Annotated in this window: 12 protein-coding genes; 10 read left to right on the forward strand and 2 right to left on the reverse strand. The window is 59.8% G+C overall.

Going from position 1 to position 19,389, the window contains the following annotated elements:
- Nucleotides 1-28: 28 nt before the first annotated feature.
- The 5 genes from C9383_RS11985 to C9383_RS12005 all read left to right on the forward strand — a co-directional run bounded on the left by C9383_RS11985 (nt 29) and on the right by C9383_RS12005 (nt 7,913).
- Nucleotides 29-1,138 (forward strand): efflux RND transporter periplasmic adaptor subunit, encoded by a 1,110-nt coding sequence (locus C9383_RS11985; RefSeq protein ID WP_090371171.1) that lies wholly within the window; start codon nt 29-31, stop codon nt 1,136-1,138.
- Nucleotides 1,135-4,245, forward strand: a complete 3,111-nt coding sequence (locus C9383_RS11990; RefSeq protein WP_090371169.1) for an efflux RND transporter permease subunit — start codon at nt 1,135-1,137, stop codon at nt 4,243-4,245. Before C9383_RS11985 ends, C9383_RS11990 begins: the two co-directional genes overlap by 4 nt.
- 10 nt (nt 4,246-4,255) lie before the next feature.
- A complete protein-coding gene (fabF, locus tag C9383_RS11995; RefSeq protein WP_090371167.1) occupies nt 4,256-5,554 on the forward strand; it encodes a beta-ketoacyl-ACP synthase II in 1,299 nt (432 codons plus the stop codon).
- A 762-nt stretch (nt 5,555-6,316) separates the two neighbouring features.
- The gene (locus tag C9383_RS12000) at nt 6,317-6,634 is read left to right on the forward strand and encodes a helix-turn-helix domain-containing protein (RefSeq protein ID WP_060752876.1); all 318 of its coding nucleotides are present in this window, start codon (nt 6,317-6,319) and stop codon (nt 6,632-6,634) included.
- Nucleotides 6,627-7,913, forward strand: a complete 1,287-nt coding sequence (locus tag C9383_RS12005; RefSeq protein WP_060752877.1) for a type II toxin-antitoxin system HipA family toxin — start codon at nt 6,627-6,629, stop codon at nt 7,911-7,913. The genes C9383_RS12000 and C9383_RS12005 overlap by 8 nt, the downstream gene beginning before the upstream one ends.
- 414 nt (nt 7,914-8,327) lie before the next feature.
- Here C9383_RS12005 and C9383_RS12010 read toward each other — a convergent pair whose 3' ends face one another.
- The gene (locus C9383_RS12010; RefSeq protein ID WP_060752889.1) at nt 8,328-9,242 is read right to left on the reverse strand and encodes a LysR family transcriptional regulator; all 915 of its coding nucleotides are present in this window, start codon (nt 9,240-9,242) and stop codon (nt 8,328-8,330) included.
- Between the two features lie 268 nt (nt 9,243-9,510).
- Here C9383_RS12010 and C9383_RS12015 point away from each other — a divergent pair, with 268 nt between their 5' ends.
- The 4 genes from C9383_RS12015 (at nt 9,511) to pgm (ending at nt 15,848) form a co-directional block, all read left to right on the forward strand.
- On the forward strand, nt 9,511-10,533 hold the full coding sequence (locus tag C9383_RS12015; protein WP_060752890.1) for a zinc-dependent alcohol dehydrogenase family protein: 1,023 nt from the start codon (nt 9,511-9,513) through the stop codon (nt 10,531-10,533).
- Nucleotides 10,534-11,238: 705 nt separating this feature from the next.
- Nucleotides 11,239-12,657, forward strand: coding sequence for a hypothetical protein (locus tag C9383_RS12020; protein WP_090371165.1), 1,419 nt, complete (start codon nt 11,239-11,241; stop codon nt 12,655-12,657).
- A gap of 36 nt (nt 12,658-12,693) precedes the next feature.
- Nucleotides 12,694-14,100, forward strand: coding sequence for an aminotransferase-like domain-containing protein (locus C9383_RS12025; RefSeq protein WP_090371163.1), 1,407 nt, complete (start codon nt 12,694-12,696; stop codon nt 14,098-14,100).
- 104 nt (nt 14,101-14,204) lie between these two features.
- Entirely contained in the window at nt 14,205-15,848 is a 1,644-nt protein-coding gene (gene pgm / locus C9383_RS12030; RefSeq protein WP_060752893.1) for a phosphoglucomutase (alpha-D-glucose-1,6-bisphosphate-dependent), read from the forward strand.
- 157 nt (nt 15,849-16,005) lie between these two features.
- On the opposite strand, the gene C9383_RS12035 is transcribed toward pgm, so the two are convergent.
- Nucleotides 16,006-16,701: a pirin family protein gene (locus C9383_RS12035; protein ID WP_060752894.1), complete on the reverse strand. Its 696-nt coding sequence runs from the start codon at nt 16,699-16,701 to the stop codon at nt 16,006-16,008.
- 217 nt (nt 16,702-16,918) lie between these two features.
- Here C9383_RS12035 and C9383_RS12040 point away from each other — a divergent pair, with 217 nt between their 5' ends.
- Complete coding sequence (locus tag C9383_RS12040) at nt 16,919-19,366, forward strand: UvrD-helicase domain-containing protein (RefSeq protein WP_090371161.1); 2,448 nt, start codon at nt 16,919-16,921, stop codon at nt 19,364-19,366.
- Nucleotides 19,367-19,389 lie beyond the last annotated feature (23 nt).

Genomic DNA, 19,389 nt, shown 5'->3' on the forward strand with positions numbered 1-19,389 from the left:
CCATCCTATTATTGAATCAAGGGAATCTATGCGCCGGCTTCGACCTGTCCCTATTGCCGCTTGCTTGTTTGCTCTCGTCCTGACGGCGTGTGGCGACTCATCCACCGCTCAAGATCCGCGCACGCAAGCCCCTCTGGTGAGGTCGGCAGCGGTTCAAGGTTCCTCCGATATCTCGCGCTCTTTCACTGGGGTCGTCGCTGCCCGCACTCAGGGCGATTTGGGTTTTCGGGTGTCAGGCAAGATCCTTGAGCGCCTGGTTGACACGGGCCAGACCGTCAAGCGTGGCCAGCCGCTCATGCGCCTCGACCCGATTGACTTGGGTTTACAGGCGCGGGCACAGCAAGAGTCGGTCACAGCCGCTCGGGCCCGAGCCAAGCAGACTGCGGATGACGAAGCGCGCTACCGTGATCTGGTAGCTGCAGGCGCGGTCTCTGCATCGGCCTATGACCAGATTAAAGCGGCGGCGGATACCGCAAGGGCGCAACTGGGCGCCGCGCAGGCGCAGGCTGACGTGGCGCGCAATGCTTCGGGTTATGCGGTGCTGGTGGCGGATACCGACGGCGTCGTGGTGGAGACGCTCGCTGAGCCTGGGCAAGTCGTCAGTCCGGGGCAGCCGGTGGTTCGGCTCGCGAGGGCAGGGCAGCGCGAAGCGATCGTGCACCTGCCCGAGACCGTGCGTCCGGTAGCCGGGTCTTCCGCGCAAGCGACACTTTATGGCAACACCACCGGTGCTGTTACCGCAAGGCTAAGGCTGCTGTCGGACTCGGCGGACCGTATGACTCGCACCTTCGAGGCGCGGTATGTGCTGGAGGGCGCACTGGCGAATGCACCACTTGGTTCGACCGTCACGCTCAGGATTACAGAAGGCGCGGCGCAGAGGCCGGTGTTGCAAGTACCCATCGCGGCGGTTTATGACCCCGGCAAGGGGACGGGGGTGTGGGTCATCGCCGGTACACCGGCGAAAGTGAGCTGGCGGCCTGTGCAGGTCCTGGGCTTAAGCGACGATTCAGCCCGCGTCGCAGGCGATCTCAAGGAGGGTGAGCCCGTTGTAGCCTTGGGTGCACACCTGCTGCGCGATGGCGAAGAGGTGCGTCTGGCTGAGCAGGGTGACGTCAAGGTTGCGGGGACTCATCCATGAGCGAGGGGCGTTTCAACCTTTCGGCGCTCGCCGTACGCGAGCGCTCAATTACGGTATTTTTGATTTTCCTGATTGCCGTTGCGGGCATCCTGTCGTTCTTCCAGTTGGGGCGCGCAGAGGATCCTCCCTTTACGGTCAAGCAGTTGACGGTGATCACCGCGTGGCCGGGGGCGACTGCCCAGGAGATGCAGGATCAGGTCGCAGAGCCGCTTGAAAAACGCCTGCAGGAACTGAAGTGGTACGACCGCTCGGAAACCTATACCCGCCCAGGCCTGGCGTTCACGATGCTGTCATTGCTGGATAGCACGCCGCCGTCGCAGGTGCAGGAAGAGTTCTATCAGGCGCGTAAAAAGCTCGATGATGAGGCGATCAAGCTGCCGGCCGGTGTCATCGGGCCGATGGTCAACGACGAATTCTCGGACGTGACATTCGCCCTGTTTGCCCTGAAAGCCGAAGGTGAGCCACAGCGCCTGTTGGTGCGCGATGCCGAGTCGTTGCGCCAGCGCCTGTTGCATGTGCCGGGTGTGAAGAAGGTCAATATTATCGGGGAGCAACCCGAACGTATCTTTGTCTCGTTTTCCCATGATCGCCTGGCCAACCTGGGCGTATCGCCTCAGGACATCTTTGCCGCGCTGAACAATCAAAATGTGCTCACGCCCGCCGGCTCGATCGAAACCGAGGGGCCCCAAGTCTTCCTCCGTCTGGATGGCGCCTTCGACAAGCTGCAGAAGATTCGGGACACGCCTATTACGCTCCAGGGACGTACGCTCAAACTCTCTGATGTCGCGACGATTGAACGTGGTTACGAAGATCCAAAAACCTTTCTCGTCCGTAACAACGGTGAAGATGCGTTGCTGCTGGGGATCGTGATGCGCGATGGCTGGAACGGGCTGGACCTCGGCAAGGCGCTGGATGCGGAGACGGTCAAGATCAACCATGGCATGCCGCTGGGCATGGCGTTTACCAAAGTCACCGATCAAGCGGTAAATATCGATTCGGCCGTCGGCGAGTTCATGGTCAAGTTCTTCGTCGCACTGCTCGTGGTGATGCTGGTGTGCTTTCTCAGCATGGGCTGGCGTGTCGGCGTTGTGGTGGCGGCTGCTGTGCCGTTGACGCTGGCCGTGGTGTTCGTGGTGATGGAGGCCACGGGAAAGAACTTTGACCGGATTACCCTCGGCTCATTGATTCTGGCGCTCGGCCTGCTGGTGGACGACGCCATCATTGCTATCGAAATGATGGTGGTAAAAATGGAAGAGGGCTACGACCGCATCAAAGCGTCCGCGTATGCCTGGAGTCATACGGCTGCGCCAATGCTGTCCGGTACCCTGGTGACGGCGATCGGCTTTATGCCCAATGGCTTCGCACAGTCGACAGCTGGCGAGTACACCAGCAACATGTTTTGGATTGTCGGCATCGCGCTCATCGCCTCCTGGGTGGTGGCCGTGGTCTTTACCCCGTATCTTGGCGTGAAGATGTTACCGAACATCAAGACGGTCGAAGGTGGCCACGCTGCCATCTACAACACGCGTCATTACAACCGCTTCCGCCGGGTGTTGGCGCAGGTCATTGCGCGCAAATGGTTGGTGGCCGGTACTGTTATCGCTTTGTTTGTGGTGTCTATCCTCGGCATGGGGCTGGTCAAGAAGCAGTTCTTCCCGACCTCGGACCGCCCTGAGGCGCTGATTGAAGTGCAAATGCCCTATGGAACCTCCATTGAGCAGACCAGCGCCACCACCGCCAAGATAGAAGCCTGGCTGCAAAAGCAGGATGAGGCAAAAATCGTCACGGCCTACATCGGGCAAGGTGCACCGCGCTTTTATCTGGCGATGGCACCGGAACTGCCGGATCCGTCATTCGCGAAAATCGTGGTGCTGACGGACAGCCAGGAGGCTCGTGAAGCCCTCAAGTTCCGTCTCCGCGAGGCGGTTGCCGAAGGCCTTGCGCCGCAAGCGCGGGTCAGGGTCACGCAACTGGTGTTTGGTCCGTACTCACCGTTCCCGGTCGCCTACCGGGTGATGGGGCCTGACCCGGTAAAACTTCGCGAAATCACCAGCCAGGTGCAGGACGTGTTGCAGGCCAGTCCGATGATGAGAACCGTCAACACCGACTGGGGCCCGCTGACGCCGACGTTGCATTTCACGCTGGATCAGGATCGTTTGCAGGCCGTGGGGTTGACTTCAAGCGCGGTTGCACAGCAACTGCAATTCCTGCTGGCGGGCGTACCGATCACGGTGGTTCGCGAGGACATTCGTTCGGTGCAGGTGGTCGGGCGTGCGGCGGGTGATATCCGCCTTGATCCCGCCAGGATCGAAGGTTTCACCCTGGTCGGCACGGCGGGTCAGCGGATTCCATTGTCTCAGGTAGGGGAAATCGATGTACGCATGGAGGATCCGATCCTTCGCCGTCGTGATCGTACGCCGACCATCACCGTACGAGGCGACATTGCCGAGGGTTTGCAGCCGCCGGATGTTTCGAGTGTGATTGTGAAAGAACTCCAGCCGATCATCGACAAACTGCCGGATGGGTATCGGATCGAACAAGCGGGTGCAATCGAGGAGTCGGGCAAGGCCGGTACGGCGATGTTGCCGCTGTTCCCGATTATGATTGCCATGACATTGCTGGTCATCATTCTGCAGGTCCGCTCAATTTCCGCAATGATCATGGTGTTCCTCACGTCACCGCTGGGATTGATTGGTGTGGTGCCGACCTTGTTACTGTTTCAACAACCCTTTGGCATCAACGCGCTGGTGGGGCTGATCGCGCTCTCGGGCATCCTGATGCGCAATACGCTGATTCTGATCGGGCAAATCCACCACAATGAACAAGAAGGGCTGGACCCTTTCCATGCGGTGGTCGAAGCCACGGTACAGCGGGCCCGCCCAGTCTTGCTGACAGCAATGGCGGCAATCCTGGCGTTTATCCCGCTGACCCATTCCGTCTTCTGGGGGACGCTGGCCTACACCCTGATCGGAGGCACGTTTGTCGGGACCGTTATTACGTTGGTATTCCTGCCTGCGATGTACTCCATCTGGTTCAAGATCCGTCCTGAACCTGAGAGCAGCACTCATACAGCGACACCCACCCAAGCACTATTGACTGATAAATGAGGAGGGTTCAATGAATAATCTCAATGGCCAAAAGCGAATCGTAGTCACGGGTGTCGGCATTGTCGGACCGCTGGGGTGCGGCGTTGAGGAGGTCTGGAAGCGTTTGTTGGCTGGGCGTTCCGGCATCCGCCAGTTACCGGGCGAGGTTACCGAGGGGACGGGCGTTGCAGTTGGCGGTCAGGTGCCGTCACTGGCTGAAGACGCCATCGCGGGGTATGACCCCGAGCGCATCATTTCCGCCAAGGATCGCAAGAAGATGGATCGCTTCATTGAGTTTGCCCTTGTAGCGGCGCATGAGGCGCTTGGGCAGGCAGGCTGGCACCCGACTGAACGCGCAGACCAGCAGAGAACCGCGACGATTATTGCATCTGGCGTGGGCGGGTTTGGTGCGATTGCCGATGCTGTACGGACCACCGACACACGTGGCCCGCGCAAATTGTCGCCATTCACTGCACCGTCTTTTCTCGCCAACATGGCGGCGGGGTACGTTTCCATCCGGCACGGTTTCAAAGGGCCGCTTGGCGCACCGGTAACGGCCTGTGCCGCCGGCGTACAGGCTATCGGCGATGCCGCCAGAATCATCAGAAGTGGTGAGGCCGATATCGCCCTTTGCGGCGGTACCGAAGCGGCGATCGACCGTGTGACCCTAGGGTGTTTTGCGGCGGCCCGTGCGCTTTCCACAGGTTTTGCCGAGCACCCGCAGCAGGCTTCACGGCCTTTTGATCGGGATCGCGATGGCTTCGTGATGTCCGAAGGCGCGGCGTTGTTAGTGATCGAGTCACTGGAGCATGCCCTCGCGCGTGGCGCCAAGCCACTGGCTGAGCTGGTGGGTTATGGCACCAGTGCAGACGCCTATCACCTGACCGCAGGTCCCGAGGACGGTAGCGGCGCACGCCGCGCCATGGAGCAGGCCCTGCGTCAGGCTGCTGTCAGTCCCGAAGATGTTCAACATATTAACGCACACGCGACCTCCACACAGGTCGGTGACAAGGGCGAGTTGGCCGCCATTCGCTCGGTGTTCGGGAGTGGCTCTGGTGTGGCAATCAGCTCGACCAAGTCTGCCACCGGGCATCTTCTGGGGGCGGCCGGAGGCATTGAGGCGATCTTTACCGTATTGGCACTTCGCGATCAGATCGTGCCTGCCACGCTCAACCTGAATCATGCCGATGAGGCGGCTGCTGGGCTTGACCTGGTAAGCCTCAAGTCCCGGGGGATGGCTATCACGCACGCACTTTCAAATGGCTTCGGTTTTGGCGGCGTTAACGCGAGCGTGCTGTTCCGCCGCTGGGCGCCTGAGTCTGAAGTGTGATGGCAGGTTGTGCCCCGGAGGCAGGAGATGAGTCGCTTTAAAGGCAGCAAGGCAGATGCGACGCGCGCTCTTATTTTGGACGATATGGGAGGCGCAAGCCGCGCAGGCTGGATTGGCCGCTGAAAACCCCTATCGATATTTGATCACCCAGTACCTCGCTTTTGCTGAAGAGGGCCGGTGTGCAATCGTTGCGTTCAGTCATGACACTGTGGGCGAGTCCCCCGAGAAATTGTCCTGCAAGCGATGCCTGTTGTCAGCTACCACGACGCGCTTTCCAGAAGTCGATCCCGCATCCCTGGGCATGTCTGAAATTCCATCTGATTGCATTTCCCTGGTTCCCAGAAACCCCTAATTTAGACGCTTTCACACGTGGTTGATGGATGAGAGATGTCCTTCAAGCAGCGCTCGACCACTTTTGCCCCGATTGATCAACCCCGATGCGCACGTCAGAACTGAATGATCCAACAGGCTCAACTCCGGTGAATGAATTGCTGGCAGCCGGTGCTGTAGCCCCCATTTTTGCCCCCAACGCTCACCGGGCTCAGGCGGAAGGCAAGCCTTCATCCAAAATACGGTTCTGAGCAGGCCTCAATAGTTCTACCTGCCCTTTGCCTTTGTGGTAGATAAGTCCAGTAAGTTGTGGCTAAAGCTAGAAATCAAGCGATAAGGCACAGATTTAGGGAATTAAGTCGCTTGATAGGGCTATGCGTTAATTCTATAATTTTGGGAACTAACTGGCACAGAATGGGCTAGGTACACACTATGTTGGATTTAAGCTTCAGCAAGCCGAGCGAAGTCGTTAAACGCATCTGCGATCGCTTGCGCACAGAGCGCTTGGCGCTGGACATGACACAAGCCGACTTGGCCGGGCGTGCTGGCATCGGCACAAACACAGTGTCCAATCTTGAAGCCGGGCGCAATGTCGGATTCGAGAGCGTCGTTCGGGTGGCGATGGCTCTTGGCCGAACCAAGGAACTTGAAGGCTTGTTCCTGCCAAAGCTGGACACCATCGAGGATATTCGGCGTTACGAAAACAGCGCCAATCGTCTCCGTACAAAAAGGAAGTCCGGCAATGCTTGAGCAAGTGAACGTCTTCTACGAGGGCTGGGGTGAGCGATTGCAATGGGGCACGCTGGTCTCCACGACTGCCCTGACCGGTCGCCCGCTGATCGTGTTCGAGTACAGCAATGAAGCCAGGCAAAGGGGCTTGGAGCTGTCCTCCTACACGCTGCCGCTGGAGGGGACTCAGTTGCGCCGAGATTTCCCAGACCACCAACTGTACTTGCCAGGGCCTGTTTACGACTCCTTGCCGGATGGGTGGGGCATGTTGCTGATGGACCGTATGTTCAGGCGCCGCGGGCTCACCACGGCGCGCATCGGCTCACTGGAACGGCTGGCCTACATCGGTAGCAATGCAATGGGGGCCATGACGTTTGAGCCAGTGGCACCCGAAGGGCAGGAGTCTGAAGTCCACATCCCGCTGGAGCAGCTTGCCGCCGAAGTGCAGGAAGTGCTCCATGGAGACGGTGGCGAGTTCCTGCATGCGTTGCTGCTGGTGGGCGGCTCGCCTCAAGGTGCAAGGCCTAAGGCCCTCGTCTATCGCGATCCCGAAACTGGCCGGTTTACCACTGCTGTCACGGCGGGCTTTGAAGCATGGTTGATTAAGTTCCCGGCCAAAGAAGAACATGCCGAGGTGTGCGCTATCGAAATGGTCTACGCCGAATGCCTGCGCATGTGCGGTATCGAGACCCCTGACACGCAGTACTTCAGTCTGCCTAATGGCTTAGCGGCGTTTGCTAGTAAGCGATTTGACCGTCGGGATGGACTGCGCGTACCCATGCAAAGCCTAGCGGCCTTTACGGGGGCAAATTACCGGTCTCCGGGGGTGTTGGACTACGTCAACTTCTTGCGGGCAACACAGATGTGTACCAACGACGTGCGAGAGATGGCGGTGGCCTTCGAACGTGCCGTCTTCAATGTTGCGTTCAACAACAGAGACGATCATCCCAAGAACTTTGCCTACATCATGTCGCAAGACGGTCAGTGGAGACTGTCGCCAGCTTACGACGTGACCTTCTGCGAGGGGCCAAGTGGATATCACCAGATGGATGTGATGGGGGAAGCCCTGACGATTTCCCGCACGCAAATGCTTCGGCTTGCCGAGGAAGCCGAGGTTCCCCCGGACGTTGCAGGCAGAATGATTGACGGCATTTGTGATGTGGCGAGCCGGTTTGCAAGCATCGCCGAGGACCTATGCCCACAGGTTATTACTCAAGACACCTTGCGCACGATCCAATGCCGCATCGATCAGAACATAGCTCGGTTACACCACGGTCATGCGGGCAGCAGTCGCCGCTGAAGATCGGGAGGAGCGGGCGACTCTCATAATCAATGCTGCCGTGTGCCTCAAGCACGTAGGGCCCTGTGCCGCCGAAGACGTGGGGGTTGCCGGATGACCAAGGCTTGGTATTGATTTGAGCCTTAAACTCACCTGATTGAGTTGGGATATCGCCTTGGTACACACAGTGAGCGTCGCCGCTACCGTTGACGCTTCATTCCTTGGCAAACACCAGCTCTGCAAACGGTAAATACGCCTACTGAACGCCAGAATTAAGGTTGATGGTGTCCGCCTGTTTTAGACCTGGGGCATCCTTTTCAAAGCATCCATAGCATGCCCTCAGATATGCCCCCAGATGCCTCGTACTCTGGAAATGGGTAGATCTCCATGGCCTAAGCCGGAAATGATCAGGCTGAACAGCCTGCCCGACAACGCCTAAAGACTCTCAGGGTCGCCAAAAAACATCTGAATCCGCGACCGCAACCACCGTTCCCCCGGATCATTATCCTGCGAGCCACGCCACGCCATATGCAGTTCAAAGCTGCGCACCGGCAGGGGTGGGTCTTCGGCGCGCAGGCCGCCGGCGGAGGTCAGTGCGTCGGCTGCATAGTCCGGCACAGTGGCCAGGATGTCGGTGCCGGCCAGCAGGGTGCCCAGCCCGTTGAACTGCGGCACGGCGAGGACGACGTGGCGTTTGCGGTCGAGTTTTTCCAATTCTTCATCGATAAAGCCGCTGAGGTCGCCTGCGAACGACACCAGCGCGTGGGGGCGGGCGCAGAAGTCGTCCAGGCTCAGGGAGCCGGGGACGCTGTCGGCGCGCAACAGTTTGGGCAGGCTGCGGCGCAGTACCTTGCGCTTGGCGTTGGCCGGCAAGTCGGCGGTGTAGCTGACGCCGATGGAGATTTCGCCGGAGGTCAGCAGGCCAGGCATCAGGATGTAGTTGACCCGGCGCACCACCAGCACGATGCCGGGGGCTTCGGCGCGCAGACGTTTGAGCAGTTGGGGCAGCAGGGCGAATTCGACGTCATCGGACAGTCCGATACGAAACACCGCGGTGCTGGTGGCCGGGTCGAACTCGGCGGCGCGGCTGACGGCGGTGGAAATCGAGTCCAGGGCCGGGGAGAGCAGTGCGAAGATTTCCACGGCGCGGGCCGAGGGTTCCATGCTGCGCCCGGTACGCACGAACAGCGGGTCATCGAACAACCCACGCAGGCGTGACAACGCCGCGCTGATGGCCGGCTGGCCAAGGAACAATTTCTCGGCGGCGCGGGTCACACTGCGCTCATGCATCAGGGTTTCGAATACAATCAAGAGGTTAAGGTCGACACGACGCAGGTCGTTACGGTTCATCTTGGGTCCTGGAAGAGTCAGCAAGCTTGACGAGAACGGCCATATTCAGAACCTTCAGATTCCATTCAAAAGTATGACCGGCATGAATCTTACGGGGAAAGACTGGTACTCTGCACCGGCTAATTGAGTTTTCCTACGAGTCTTGGGGTCTATTCCTCAGAAGCTGAATCAATGGCAGGCATGTTGACTATTAACGGCGACCGGTGGCCTTGCCCGGAAAGCCCAGATAGAGTTCATGGCATTAGAGGTTACTTTGGCGAGGTTTGCGATGTCCCGCACGATCCGTTTTCACAAGTTTGGTCCGGCCGAGGTGCTCAAGTGCGAAGAGCATGCAGCCGCACAGCCCGCACCGGGCGAAGTGCAGGTGCGCGTCGACGCGATTGGCATCAGTTGGTACGACATTCTCTGGCGTCAGAACCTGGCGTCTTCCCATGCCCGTTTGCCGTCGGGCCTTGGCCATGAGATGGCCGGCGTTGTTGTCGCCCTGGGCGACGGCGTGGACGACTTGGCAGTGGGTGATAAGGTGGCCAGTTTTCCGGCCGAGAGCCCCAATGACTACCCGGTATATGGCGAGCAGATCGTTCTGCCTCGCTCGGCCTTGACCCGTTACCCGGACGTCTTGAGCCCTATTGAAGCCAGCGTGCACTACACGCCGCTGTTGATCGCCTACTTTGCCTATGTGGACCTGGCGCGGGTCAAGCCGGGCCAGTTTGCCCTGGTGACTGACGCCAGCCACTGCGCGGGACCTTCGTTCGTGCAACTGGGCAAGGCCCTGGGTGTGCGGGTGATTGCCGCGACCAAGGACAGCGCGGAGCGTGAGTATCTGCTGTCGCTTGGCGCAGAGAAGGTGATCGTGACTGAAGAGCAGGACCTGCTCATGCAAGTCAACAAATATACGGATAACCGCGGTGTGGATGTGGTGTTCGATGGCCTGGGCGGCCCGCAGATGTCGCTGCTCGGCGACGTGTTGGCGCCCCGTGGCAGCCTGGTGCTGTATGGCTTGCAGGGTGGCAACCAGACGCCTTTCCCGGCCTGTGCCGCGTTCCAGAAGAACATTCAGTTTTTTGTGCACTGCATCGGTAATTTTACCGGCAAGCCGGAGCTGGGCATCATCCAGGACCAGGTGGCATTGCAACGTGCGCTGCGCGACATCAACCAACTGACCGCCGACCGCGTGCTGGTGCCGTTGAAAACCACGGTGTTCCCGTTCAGCCAGTTCGTCGAAGCGCACCGCTACATGGACGAATGCCCGTGTCGCGAGCGGGTTGCCTTGCAGGTTGAGGCTGTTTGAGCTGTAGGAGTATTCGCAAATGAGCGCGCCTGGGTCCGAGTGGATGAGGCAAACACGCCATTTGTCAGGGCTTAACCTGCGCCTGGGTTAAGCCGCCACCGGGCTGTTCTGCCCCGCAAACAATACCTTTGCCCCTTGCGCCGCCCTGAATTCCAGCGCGGCGTTGTTGTGTGGGCGCGATTAACGTGCGGCCGGTTGATCATCTGAACGGGTTTCTGGCGCTGTTCTGTATCTGTTATTCATTATTTGAGTGCCGATAATTGTGCCTTCACTGTCATCTCAAGGACTGAGCAATGATTGACTATCTGAAACTACCGCATCGTTTCGTCGAAACTAATTCGGCCCTGCCTATTTGTATTGAAAGTTTATTGGGAATGCCTGGGCGGTTTTTCAGGGTTCGGGTGAAAGAGGTAAGTAATGTCGGTCAGATATTTCTCTAATTTATTAGTTGGAGCGGTGTAGGACGCTGTCGGATTATTCCTAGGGCTATCCCTTCTTTCGCCGTAGGGCGCGCAGGATCGCGGCTCTCGTCAAAGGTGGTCATTTGGAATGCCACCGGTAACGCTCCGGTGGGTTTGTTGCAAGGTGCTAATGTTGATCCATCCTCGTACCCTGTAACGAGTAATAAACCTACAGATGTAATAGGTCAGGCAATTGCTCTTGGCAGTTGCTTGAAACTGATATTTCAACTCGGGTAGTAAAGCAATGAGCGCAATTCACGAGCAAGCCATGAACTATGTTTATCATCAAGTTCTGCAGCGGTTGATCGGGCACTTTACCCGTGCCGAACGTACGGCACTTCAATTGTTGATCCAGCGAATTGTGGTGGCTGCCGGCGGCATGGAACAAGTCGGTGACTACAAGGTGCTCGTCGCCCATGGCGGTGGTGCTGTCAGCAGCTACACCCTGGCGCTGCTGCGGGCGGCGCAATTGACCATTGCCGGGCGGGCGCCCAAGACCTTTCATCTGCGTGTAGCCACCTTGCGGCATGCGGGCATGACCCAGGCGACACTGGACACCCTGTACCAGGGCTACAGCGCGTTGTTTCTGCACGACGATCCCCGCGTAGACCTGCTCCTGGTGGAAAACCAGGAAGTGCTGCCATTCAATCACCAGCGCCCGCCGTCGAGTGCGGGGCGTGAGGTCAGCCAGCGCAATATGCTGATGATAGGGCACCTGACGTCCGGCGATATCAGGGCGACATTGTGTAACGACACCTACCTGCGCCTGGGGGATTTCTACCAACGGGTCACCACATGGGGTGGCGGGGTGCATGCGGTGGTCAGTGGCGATTCTGCGCGCACGCAAAGCCAATACCTGGCCTGGCTGAAAAAGACGGCCACTACGGCGGGCATCACTCTGCCGCCCGGCAAGTCGTCATCGCTCAGTGCGCTGTTTGCGCGCATGGAGGAGTGGAGCGCCGGTTGCTACCGTGACCTCTACGGCGAACATTATGAGGACATCGACAGCCCGGGCCGGGGCGGGCACCGGCATCTGGCGTATATCGGCATCGACGATCTGCTGGGGGAGGTGGACGTTGCCTCGACACCGCTGCTCACGCAGTTCCTGGCCCGTAAACCGGACCCCTTTGCGTTCCACTTCAGCCATTCGGCGTTCCCTAACCCATTGCTGATGGCGCATTTGCATGGGCTGCAGGCCCAATGCCTGCGGGAGCTGTCCTACGCAGAAGGGGTGGATAGCTTTGTCAGGCAAGCAATGGACGCCATGTACCGCCGGCACATTCCACACCACCTGATTGCCGAGGCAAGCTCAGATGACGGACGGATTCTGTCAGCGACCTATGCCCAGGAATTCTTCGGCCTGGATGAAGGGCAGTTGACCTGCCTGTTGTTCTCACCCTTCATTCACCATGGCGAGCGGCTGGAGGGCTACCTGCGCCAATGCCACCCGGGCATGCTGGTGGCGCTCCCTGAGCTGCACAACGTGTTGCAAGGCAAGCCGGCCGGCGATGTGTTGCAGCAATGGGCAGTCGATACCAGCGGGTTGTCGCTGCCGTTGTTGCAACACCTGTACCGCAAGCGGCCGGTACAGATCGAACGGGGTGCCCAACTGCGCAACCGCCGCCTGGCCCAGGCGCAGGCGGCGCAGTTGTCGGGGCGTTAGCCGCGTGCACCGGTTTGTCAGACCAGGTCAGCGCCAATGACCCTGCGCGGGGAGCGACAGGCGGATTTCGCTTACCAGGCGGTGTACCGCTACATGATCAACCTGATCAACGAGGTCAGCCTGGACACGCCGGTCAAACTGCCGTCCCTGCGGCAGTTGTCGGCACGGCTGAACGTGTCGATCTCGACGATTCAGTACGCTTACTCACTGTTGGAGAAGGAAGGACGGGTCTACTCAGTAGCCAAATCCGGCTATTTTGCCTGGCCGGCTGCGGTCAACCCGCAAATGATGGCGGGTGCCGATCTGCTCGAGCGCTTGTACGTGGCGGCGCGGCGTCCGGCAATGGCCGTGCTCAGTGGTGATGAGCCGGCGCTGCTGGGCTCGCTCGACGGCGCTTTGCTGACGCTGGAGCGCCAACTGGTACGGCGCCATCCGCATCACCTGCAACCCTGGTCGCAACCCTGTGGCGTGTGGGAGTTGCGTACGGCGTTGGCGGCGCGCTACACCTCATCGCCCACGCGTTGCTGGCAGGCCGATGAGGTGTACATCGGCGCAGACGTGCGAGGCGTGCTGGAGATCCTGATTGATGCATTGGGTCTCAAGGGCAGTATGGTGGTGGTCGAGTCCCCTTGTGATTATTTGATCTTGCGCCTGTTGCAGGCTGCCGGTGTGCGGGTCGTCGAGTTGCCTTGGCAGGCCGACGGTTGCCTGGACCTGGCGATGCTCGAACAGCTGCTGCGTCACGAACCGGTGCCCCTGGTGTTGCTGTCATCGGTGGTCAGCCTGCCGTCAGGCAATACGCTGTCGACCGCAGAGCGGCTGCGCGTGGCCCAGTTGCTGGAGCACTATGGCGGCTGGTTGCTGGAGAACGATACATTCGGTGAGCTGAGTTTCGCATCGCCCCCGGTCCCGCTGCGCAACCTGGTCAACCCGGAGCGGTTGATCGTGTTCTCCTCGTTCGAAAAGGTACTCGGGCCGGAAGCGCCGTTTGGTTATGTCTTGTCGCGACACCTGAGCGGCGAGTTGCAGCGCCAATTTCTGCTGCGCTCATTCAGGCTGTCGTCGATCCGTCAACGCGCCATCGCCCAGCTTTACCAGAACGGGCGGTTCGACCAGCACCTGCAGACGTTGCGCGAGCACTTGTGCGAACAGGCAGAGGCCATGAGTGAGCGCCTGGATGCCCACCTGGAGGGGCGCGTGAGCTATCGCATGCCCATCGCCGGGGCAAGCTTCTGGTTGGAATCGGTGGCAGCGGTGGATATGCGTCAGGTGTTCCAGCGCATGGTCGCGCAACACGTGGTGATTGCTCCGGGTGAGTTGTTCAGCCTCAGCGGCTTGCATTCCCAGCATCTGCGGCTCAGCCACACGTTCAGTGGGCAGCTGAACCTTGATATCACCCTGGATTGCCTGGCACAGGCATTGCGCCAGGCGCAGATCGACTAGCGTATGAAAAATCTCCAATCACTGTCGGATCGATATCGTCGCGAAGTAGTCCAACTCCCAGTAAACTGTCACTTTTTCCGAATCCTTCTTTTCGAGGTTTATGCATGACTATCAGTCCTTTTGCGGGCAAGCCGGCGCCAGCTCAGTTGCTGGTGGATATCCCGCGACTGGTCACGGCCTATTACACCGGCCAGCCTGATGCAGCAATCTCCACTCAACGCGTGGCCTTCGGCACCTCCGGGCATCGTGGCAGCTCGTTCGAGCTGAGTTTCAACGAATGGCATGTGCTCGCCATAAGTCAGGCCATCTGCCTGTACCGTGAAGCCCAAGGGATCAATGGCCCGCTATTCGTGGGCCTGGATACCCACGCCCTGTCGACGCCGGCCGGCGCCAGCGCCCTGGAGGTCCTGGCCGCCAATGGCGTGCACGTGATGCTGGCCGAAGGGGATGAATACACCCCGACACCGGCAATTTCCCACGCCATTATCTGCTACAACCGTGGCCGCACCAGCGGCCTGGCGGACGGCATCGTCATCACGCCATCCCATAACCCGCCGCAAAGCGGTGGCTACAAGTACAACCCGCCCAATGGTGGCCCGGCCGACACCCACGTGACCAAGTGGATCGAAGCCAAGGCCAATGAACTGCTGGCCAATAAACTGGCCGGCGTCAAGCGCATCACCCATGCGCAGGCGCTCAAGGCCGACACCACTCATCGGCATGACTACCTCAACAGCTACGTGGCCGACCTGATCAACGTGATCGACATGGACGCCATCCGCAGCGCGGGCCTGCGCCTGGGCGTCGACCCATTGGGCGGAGCAGGGGTGCGCTACTGGTCGGCGATCGCTGAACACTACCGCTTGAACCTGGACGTGGTGAACACCGAAGTCGACGCCACCTTCCGCTTCATGAGCGTGGATTGGGACGGCCAGATCCGCATGGACCCGTCTTCGAGCTATGCCATGCAAGGGTTGATCGGCCTCAAGGAGCGTTTCGACGTCGCCTTCGCCTGCGACCCGGACCATGACCGCCATGGCATCGTCACCCCGTCCGGTGGCCTGCTGGCGCCGAACAACTACCTGGCAGTGTCGATTGACTACCTGTTCCAGAACCGTCCTGACTGGCGCGCCGATGCGGCCGTGGGCAAGACCGTGGTCAGCAGCGGCTTGATCGATCGCGTCGCCGCGCGCATCGGGCGTCGCCTCTACGAAGTGCCGGTGGGTTTCAAATGGTTTGCCGACGGGCTGTTCGAAGGCTCGCTGGGCTTTGGTGGCGAAGAAAGCGCCGGCGCCTCGTTCCTGCGTAAAGACGGCAGCGTGTGGAGCACTGACAAGGACGGTTTGATCCCGGCCTTGCTGGCCGCGGAAATGACCTCGCGCAAAGGCCAGGACCCGAGCCAGATCTACCGTGGCCTGACCGATGCCCTGGGCGAGCCGTTCGCGATCCGCGTCGACGCCAAGGCCACCCCGGCGCAAAAAGCGCTGCTGGGCAAGCTGTCGCCGGAGCAGGTCACGTCCACGCAGTTGGCCGGGGAAAGCATCCAGCAAATCCTCAGCCATGCGCCGGGCAATAACCAGGCAATCGGTGGCTTGAAGGTGATGACCGAAAACGGCTGGTTCGCCGCACGCCCATCGGGTACTGAGGATATCTACAAGATCTACGCCGAGAGCTTTATTGGCGAAGATCACCTCAAGCAGTTGGTGGAAGAAGCGCAGGTGCTGGTCGACGGCGCGATTTCCGAGTGATACCACTCAGTTTCTGAAAAGACTGTCACCGTGGCGAGGGAGCTTGCTCCCGCTGGGCCGCAAAGCGGCCCCCGCTTTTGATTTGAAAAGACTGGACCTGCTACGCAGTCCAGCGGGAGCAAGCTCCCTCGCCACAGTTCATCCATGCCGCCGGCCGTCAGGCCAGATCGACCAGCACAATCTCGCTGTCCTCAATCGCCGTTACGCGCAATACCTGCTCATCCTGCACCGCAACACCGTCGCGAGCTTGTGCACGCAAGCCGTTGACTTCAATCACGCCGGTCGCCGGCACCAGATACGCACGCCGCCCGCTGTCCAGCCGGTATTCGGCGCTTTCCCCGGCTTTCAGGTTCGCTGCCACCAGGCGCGCGTCCGCCCGAATGCGCAGGCTCTCGCTGTCTCCGGCCTTGCCGCTGGCCAGGGTCACAAAACCCTCGCGGTCACCTTTGGGAAACGGTTTGGCGCCCCAGGACGGCGGCAACCCCGATTCGTTCGGGATAATCCAGATCTGGAAAATCTTGGTCGGTGTGGCTTCCAGGTTGTATTCGCTGTGGGCGATCCCGGTGCCGGCGCTCATCACCTGAACGTCGCCAGCCTCAGTGCGACCCTTGTTGCCCAAATTATCGGCGTGGCTGATCGCGCCCTCACGCACATAGGTGATGATTTCCATATCGCGGTGCGGGTGCTGCGGAAAACCGGTGCCCGGCGCAATGATGTCGTCGTTCCACACCCGCAGGTTGCCCCAGTGCATGCGCTTGGGGTCGTGGTATTCGGCGAATGAAAAGTGGTGATGAGCGTCCAGCCAGCCGTGATGGGCGCCGCCCAACGTATTGAAGGGTCGAAGTTCAAGCATGATCGTCTCCTGTGAATGAGCGCATTTTCCGGCAGCGGATGATCGATAAAAAGCGTAAAAAGTGCCTTATTCCTATCAGTCGATTAGATGGGTTGCGCGTGTTTTGACTTTCACTTCATCGCCTAACTGCATGACGATAAAGCAATTGGCTGGAACTGAGCGCCGTTTCCGGCGACCATGGCGCACTTGTCGAAGCCAGTCCATCGCAGGAGTCCGCGTGCCGCAACAAAAGCCTGATCTACCGCCCGAACTGCGCCCACTGGCCGAAATGCCGCTACTCAAGCGTCTGGCGGCGCGCCTGTTTGGGCATGGCCTGACCCGTTTGCGGGCCCAGCACCGGTTTTCCTGGCTGCATGGCCAGGCGGATGGGTTTCGCAGCGGGCACGAGGCCGGCGTGGAGTACGGCTACCGCGAGGGTAAGGCCGATGGTATCGAGGAAGGCCGGCAAGTCCTGTTGATTCGTGACTTTCGACCGGACGAGCATCGCGCGCCGGGGATCGACGACAGCCTGTTCGATGATTGGCGCCTGCCGCTGACCGCCGAGGTGAAAAAACGCATGAAGGCCGACGTGGCCCGATTGCTGCCCGAGCATGCCCAGCCCAGTGCGGCGCAGTGGAAGATGATCTTCAGCGACACGCCCTCGACCTCGGTGATTGCCGGGGCGGGCGCAGGTAAATCCACCTCCCTGGTGCTGCGTATCCTGCTGTTGACCCATTATCTGGGCTTCGAGCTCAGCTCGATGACGGTGGTGACCTTCACCCGCGAATCACGTAAAGACTTCATCAACAAACTCATGCAGATTCTCAGCCTGTGGGGCCAACCCCTTGGTCTCAAAGAGGCCCAGGCGGTGGTGCGTACCTTTCACTCGCGCATTTTGCCCATGGTGCGCAGTCTGCCGGGCTTTGAACGGCTGCAAGCCTTCGAGAACCTCGGCAGTGGGGTTGAAGACGCCGACAGCAACCCGTTCGACCTGCGGATCAGCGACGCGCAGCGCCAACAGCTGAATGCCTGCTACCACCACTTGCATGGTCGCCATGAACGCTTCCGTGAACTGATCGTGCCGCTGGCGCGCCAGGGCCTGCAGCTCAAGGAACTGGAGCGCGACCACCCGGATGTGCAAAAGCGCATGGCGGTGACCGAATTGGCGGCCAAGCGTGATGAAGAACTCTGCGATGTGATCGAAGACCTGTGGTTTCGTGCCGGCGCCTGGCCGATAAAAGGCATTGAGCCCAGCCGCCAGACCTTCGAGATCAACGGTGCGCAGTTTCATTGCCATGGCTACATCGCTGAGCTGGACGCTTGGGTGGTGTTGGGCTTCGATCCTCGGGAGAATGCCCAGATCACACGCCCCAATGCCAAACTGTCGGTGCGTGCGGAGTGGGCGGTAAAGCGCACCTTGTTTCAAGCTTTCTGCCGCAAGCCTTTGATTTGGCTTGATAATTACGAATCATCGAAGCGGCTTTTGGGCAGCCTGGCGGGGGATGCCACGGCGGGCCCCGGGTTTGACTACAAGGTTAAAGGTGAACTGGCGTCGGCGCCGCTGCTGGACAGCTTTGTCACGGCTGCCGGCTTTATCGAAAACCTTGGCCTGGACGTACCCACTGCCGTGGGCCGGATGAGCTTCGCCAAGGACGACCCCGATCGGTTCTTCTTCGAGGCCCTGAGCATTTTCTGGAAAGCCCTGGAAGACCATCTGCTCGACCAGTCGCCGCCGATCATGACCTACAACCGCATGTTCTCGCTGTTCGGTGAAAACACCCCGGAAAACCTCAAGTTGCTCAGCGACCCGCTGTTGCGCCCGATGTCGCACCTGATGATCGATGAGTTCCAGGACGTGTCGCCGCAGATCGTGTCGTGGCTCCGCGCCAGCCTGCGTGAAATCCGCAGCCGTGGCCCGGCGATGCACGTCGGGCGTGGGGCGCAGCGTTCTTCGTTACTCTGCGTAGGGGACGACTGGCAGTCGATTTATGGTTGGCGCGGCAGTTCGCCCCAGTATTTCATTGCGTTCAACCAGGAATTCCCGTCACCCGCGACCACCCGTGTGATGCTCGGCGAGAACTACCGCAGCCACCAGCACATCATCGACGCCGCCGAGCATGTGGTGCGCAGCGCCCCGGCGATTCCCGGCAAAAAAGCCAAGGCCAGCGGCGCACCCAAACCCTTGGTCCCGGTTGCGGTGCTTGATCGCGATGACGCCATGCTGGGCCGCACGCTGGTAGAGCATTATCAAAAAGGCGATTCGGTCTTGATGTTGTATAGAAAAAGCAGCGATAAGTTATTGATTCAAGAGCATATTTGGTCTGTAGTTAATCTGGATTCGAGCTTGCCGCCAGCGGCTCGCAGGTTGAAACAGCTGACTTATCACAGCGCCAAGGGCCTGCAGGCGGATGCTGTTTTTCTGCTGGGCGATTGCCAGCATGTCACCAGTTCGCCCTACAAGAACCAGGTCTACCGCATGGCCGGGCTGGGCAAGGACGGCGACAGCGAGCCCTATGACACGGCGCAAAAAGACGAAGTGCTGCGCCTGGCTTACGTCGGTATCACCCGTGCGGTGAGCCACTGCTATTGGTATGTCGAGAAACCGGAGGGCCAGGGCGTGAATGTGCCCAGGGCCTCGGAGCGGGTAGATGGCAAGAAAGCGTTCTTCGACGACCGGCGTGGATGACTCCGGCAGGGCCGCTCACGACG

The organism is Pseudomonas palleroniana (assembly GCF_003031675.1).
GTDB lineage: Bacteria > Pseudomonadota > Gammaproteobacteria > Pseudomonadales > Pseudomonadaceae > Aquipseudomonas > Aquipseudomonas palleroniana.

Bases quoted from the DNA above. Each gene is read 5' to 3' on its own strand.
- C9383_RS11985 (WP_090371171.1), top strand. From the start codon at position 29: ATGCGCCGGCTTCGACCTGTCCCTATTGCCGCTTGCTTGTTTGCTCTC.
- C9383_RS11990 (WP_090371169.1), top strand. From the start codon at position 1,135: ATGAGCGAGGGGCGTTTCAACCTTTCGGCGCTCGCCGTACGCGAGCGC.
- fabF (WP_090371167.1), top strand. From the start codon at position 4,256: ATGAATAATCTCAATGGCCAAAAGCGAATCGTAGTCACGGGTGTCGGC.
- C9383_RS12000 (WP_060752876.1), top strand. From the start codon at position 6,317: ATGTTGGATTTAAGCTTCAGCAAGCCGAGCGAAGTCGTTAAACGCATC.
- C9383_RS12005 (WP_060752877.1), top strand. From the start codon at position 6,627: ATGCTTGAGCAAGTGAACGTCTTCTACGAGGGCTGGGGTGAGCGATTG.
- C9383_RS12010 (WP_060752889.1), bottom strand. From the start codon at position 9,242: ATGAACCGTAACGACCTGCGTCGTGTCGACCTTAACCTCTTGATTGTA.
- C9383_RS12015 (WP_060752890.1), top strand. From the start codon at position 9,511: ATGTCCCGCACGATCCGTTTTCACAAGTTTGGTCCGGCCGAGGTGCTC.
- C9383_RS12020 (WP_090371165.1), top strand. From the start codon at position 11,239: ATGAGCGCAATTCACGAGCAAGCCATGAACTATGTTTATCATCAAGTT.
- C9383_RS12025 (WP_090371163.1), top strand. From the start codon at position 12,694: ATGACCCTGCGCGGGGAGCGACAGGCGGATTTCGCTTACCAGGCGGTG.
- pgm (WP_060752893.1), top strand. From the start codon at position 14,205: ATGACTATCAGTCCTTTTGCGGGCAAGCCGGCGCCAGCTCAGTTGCTG.
- C9383_RS12035 (WP_060752894.1), bottom strand. From the start codon at position 16,701: ATGCTTGAACTTCGACCCTTCAATACGTTGGGCGGCGCCCATCACGGC.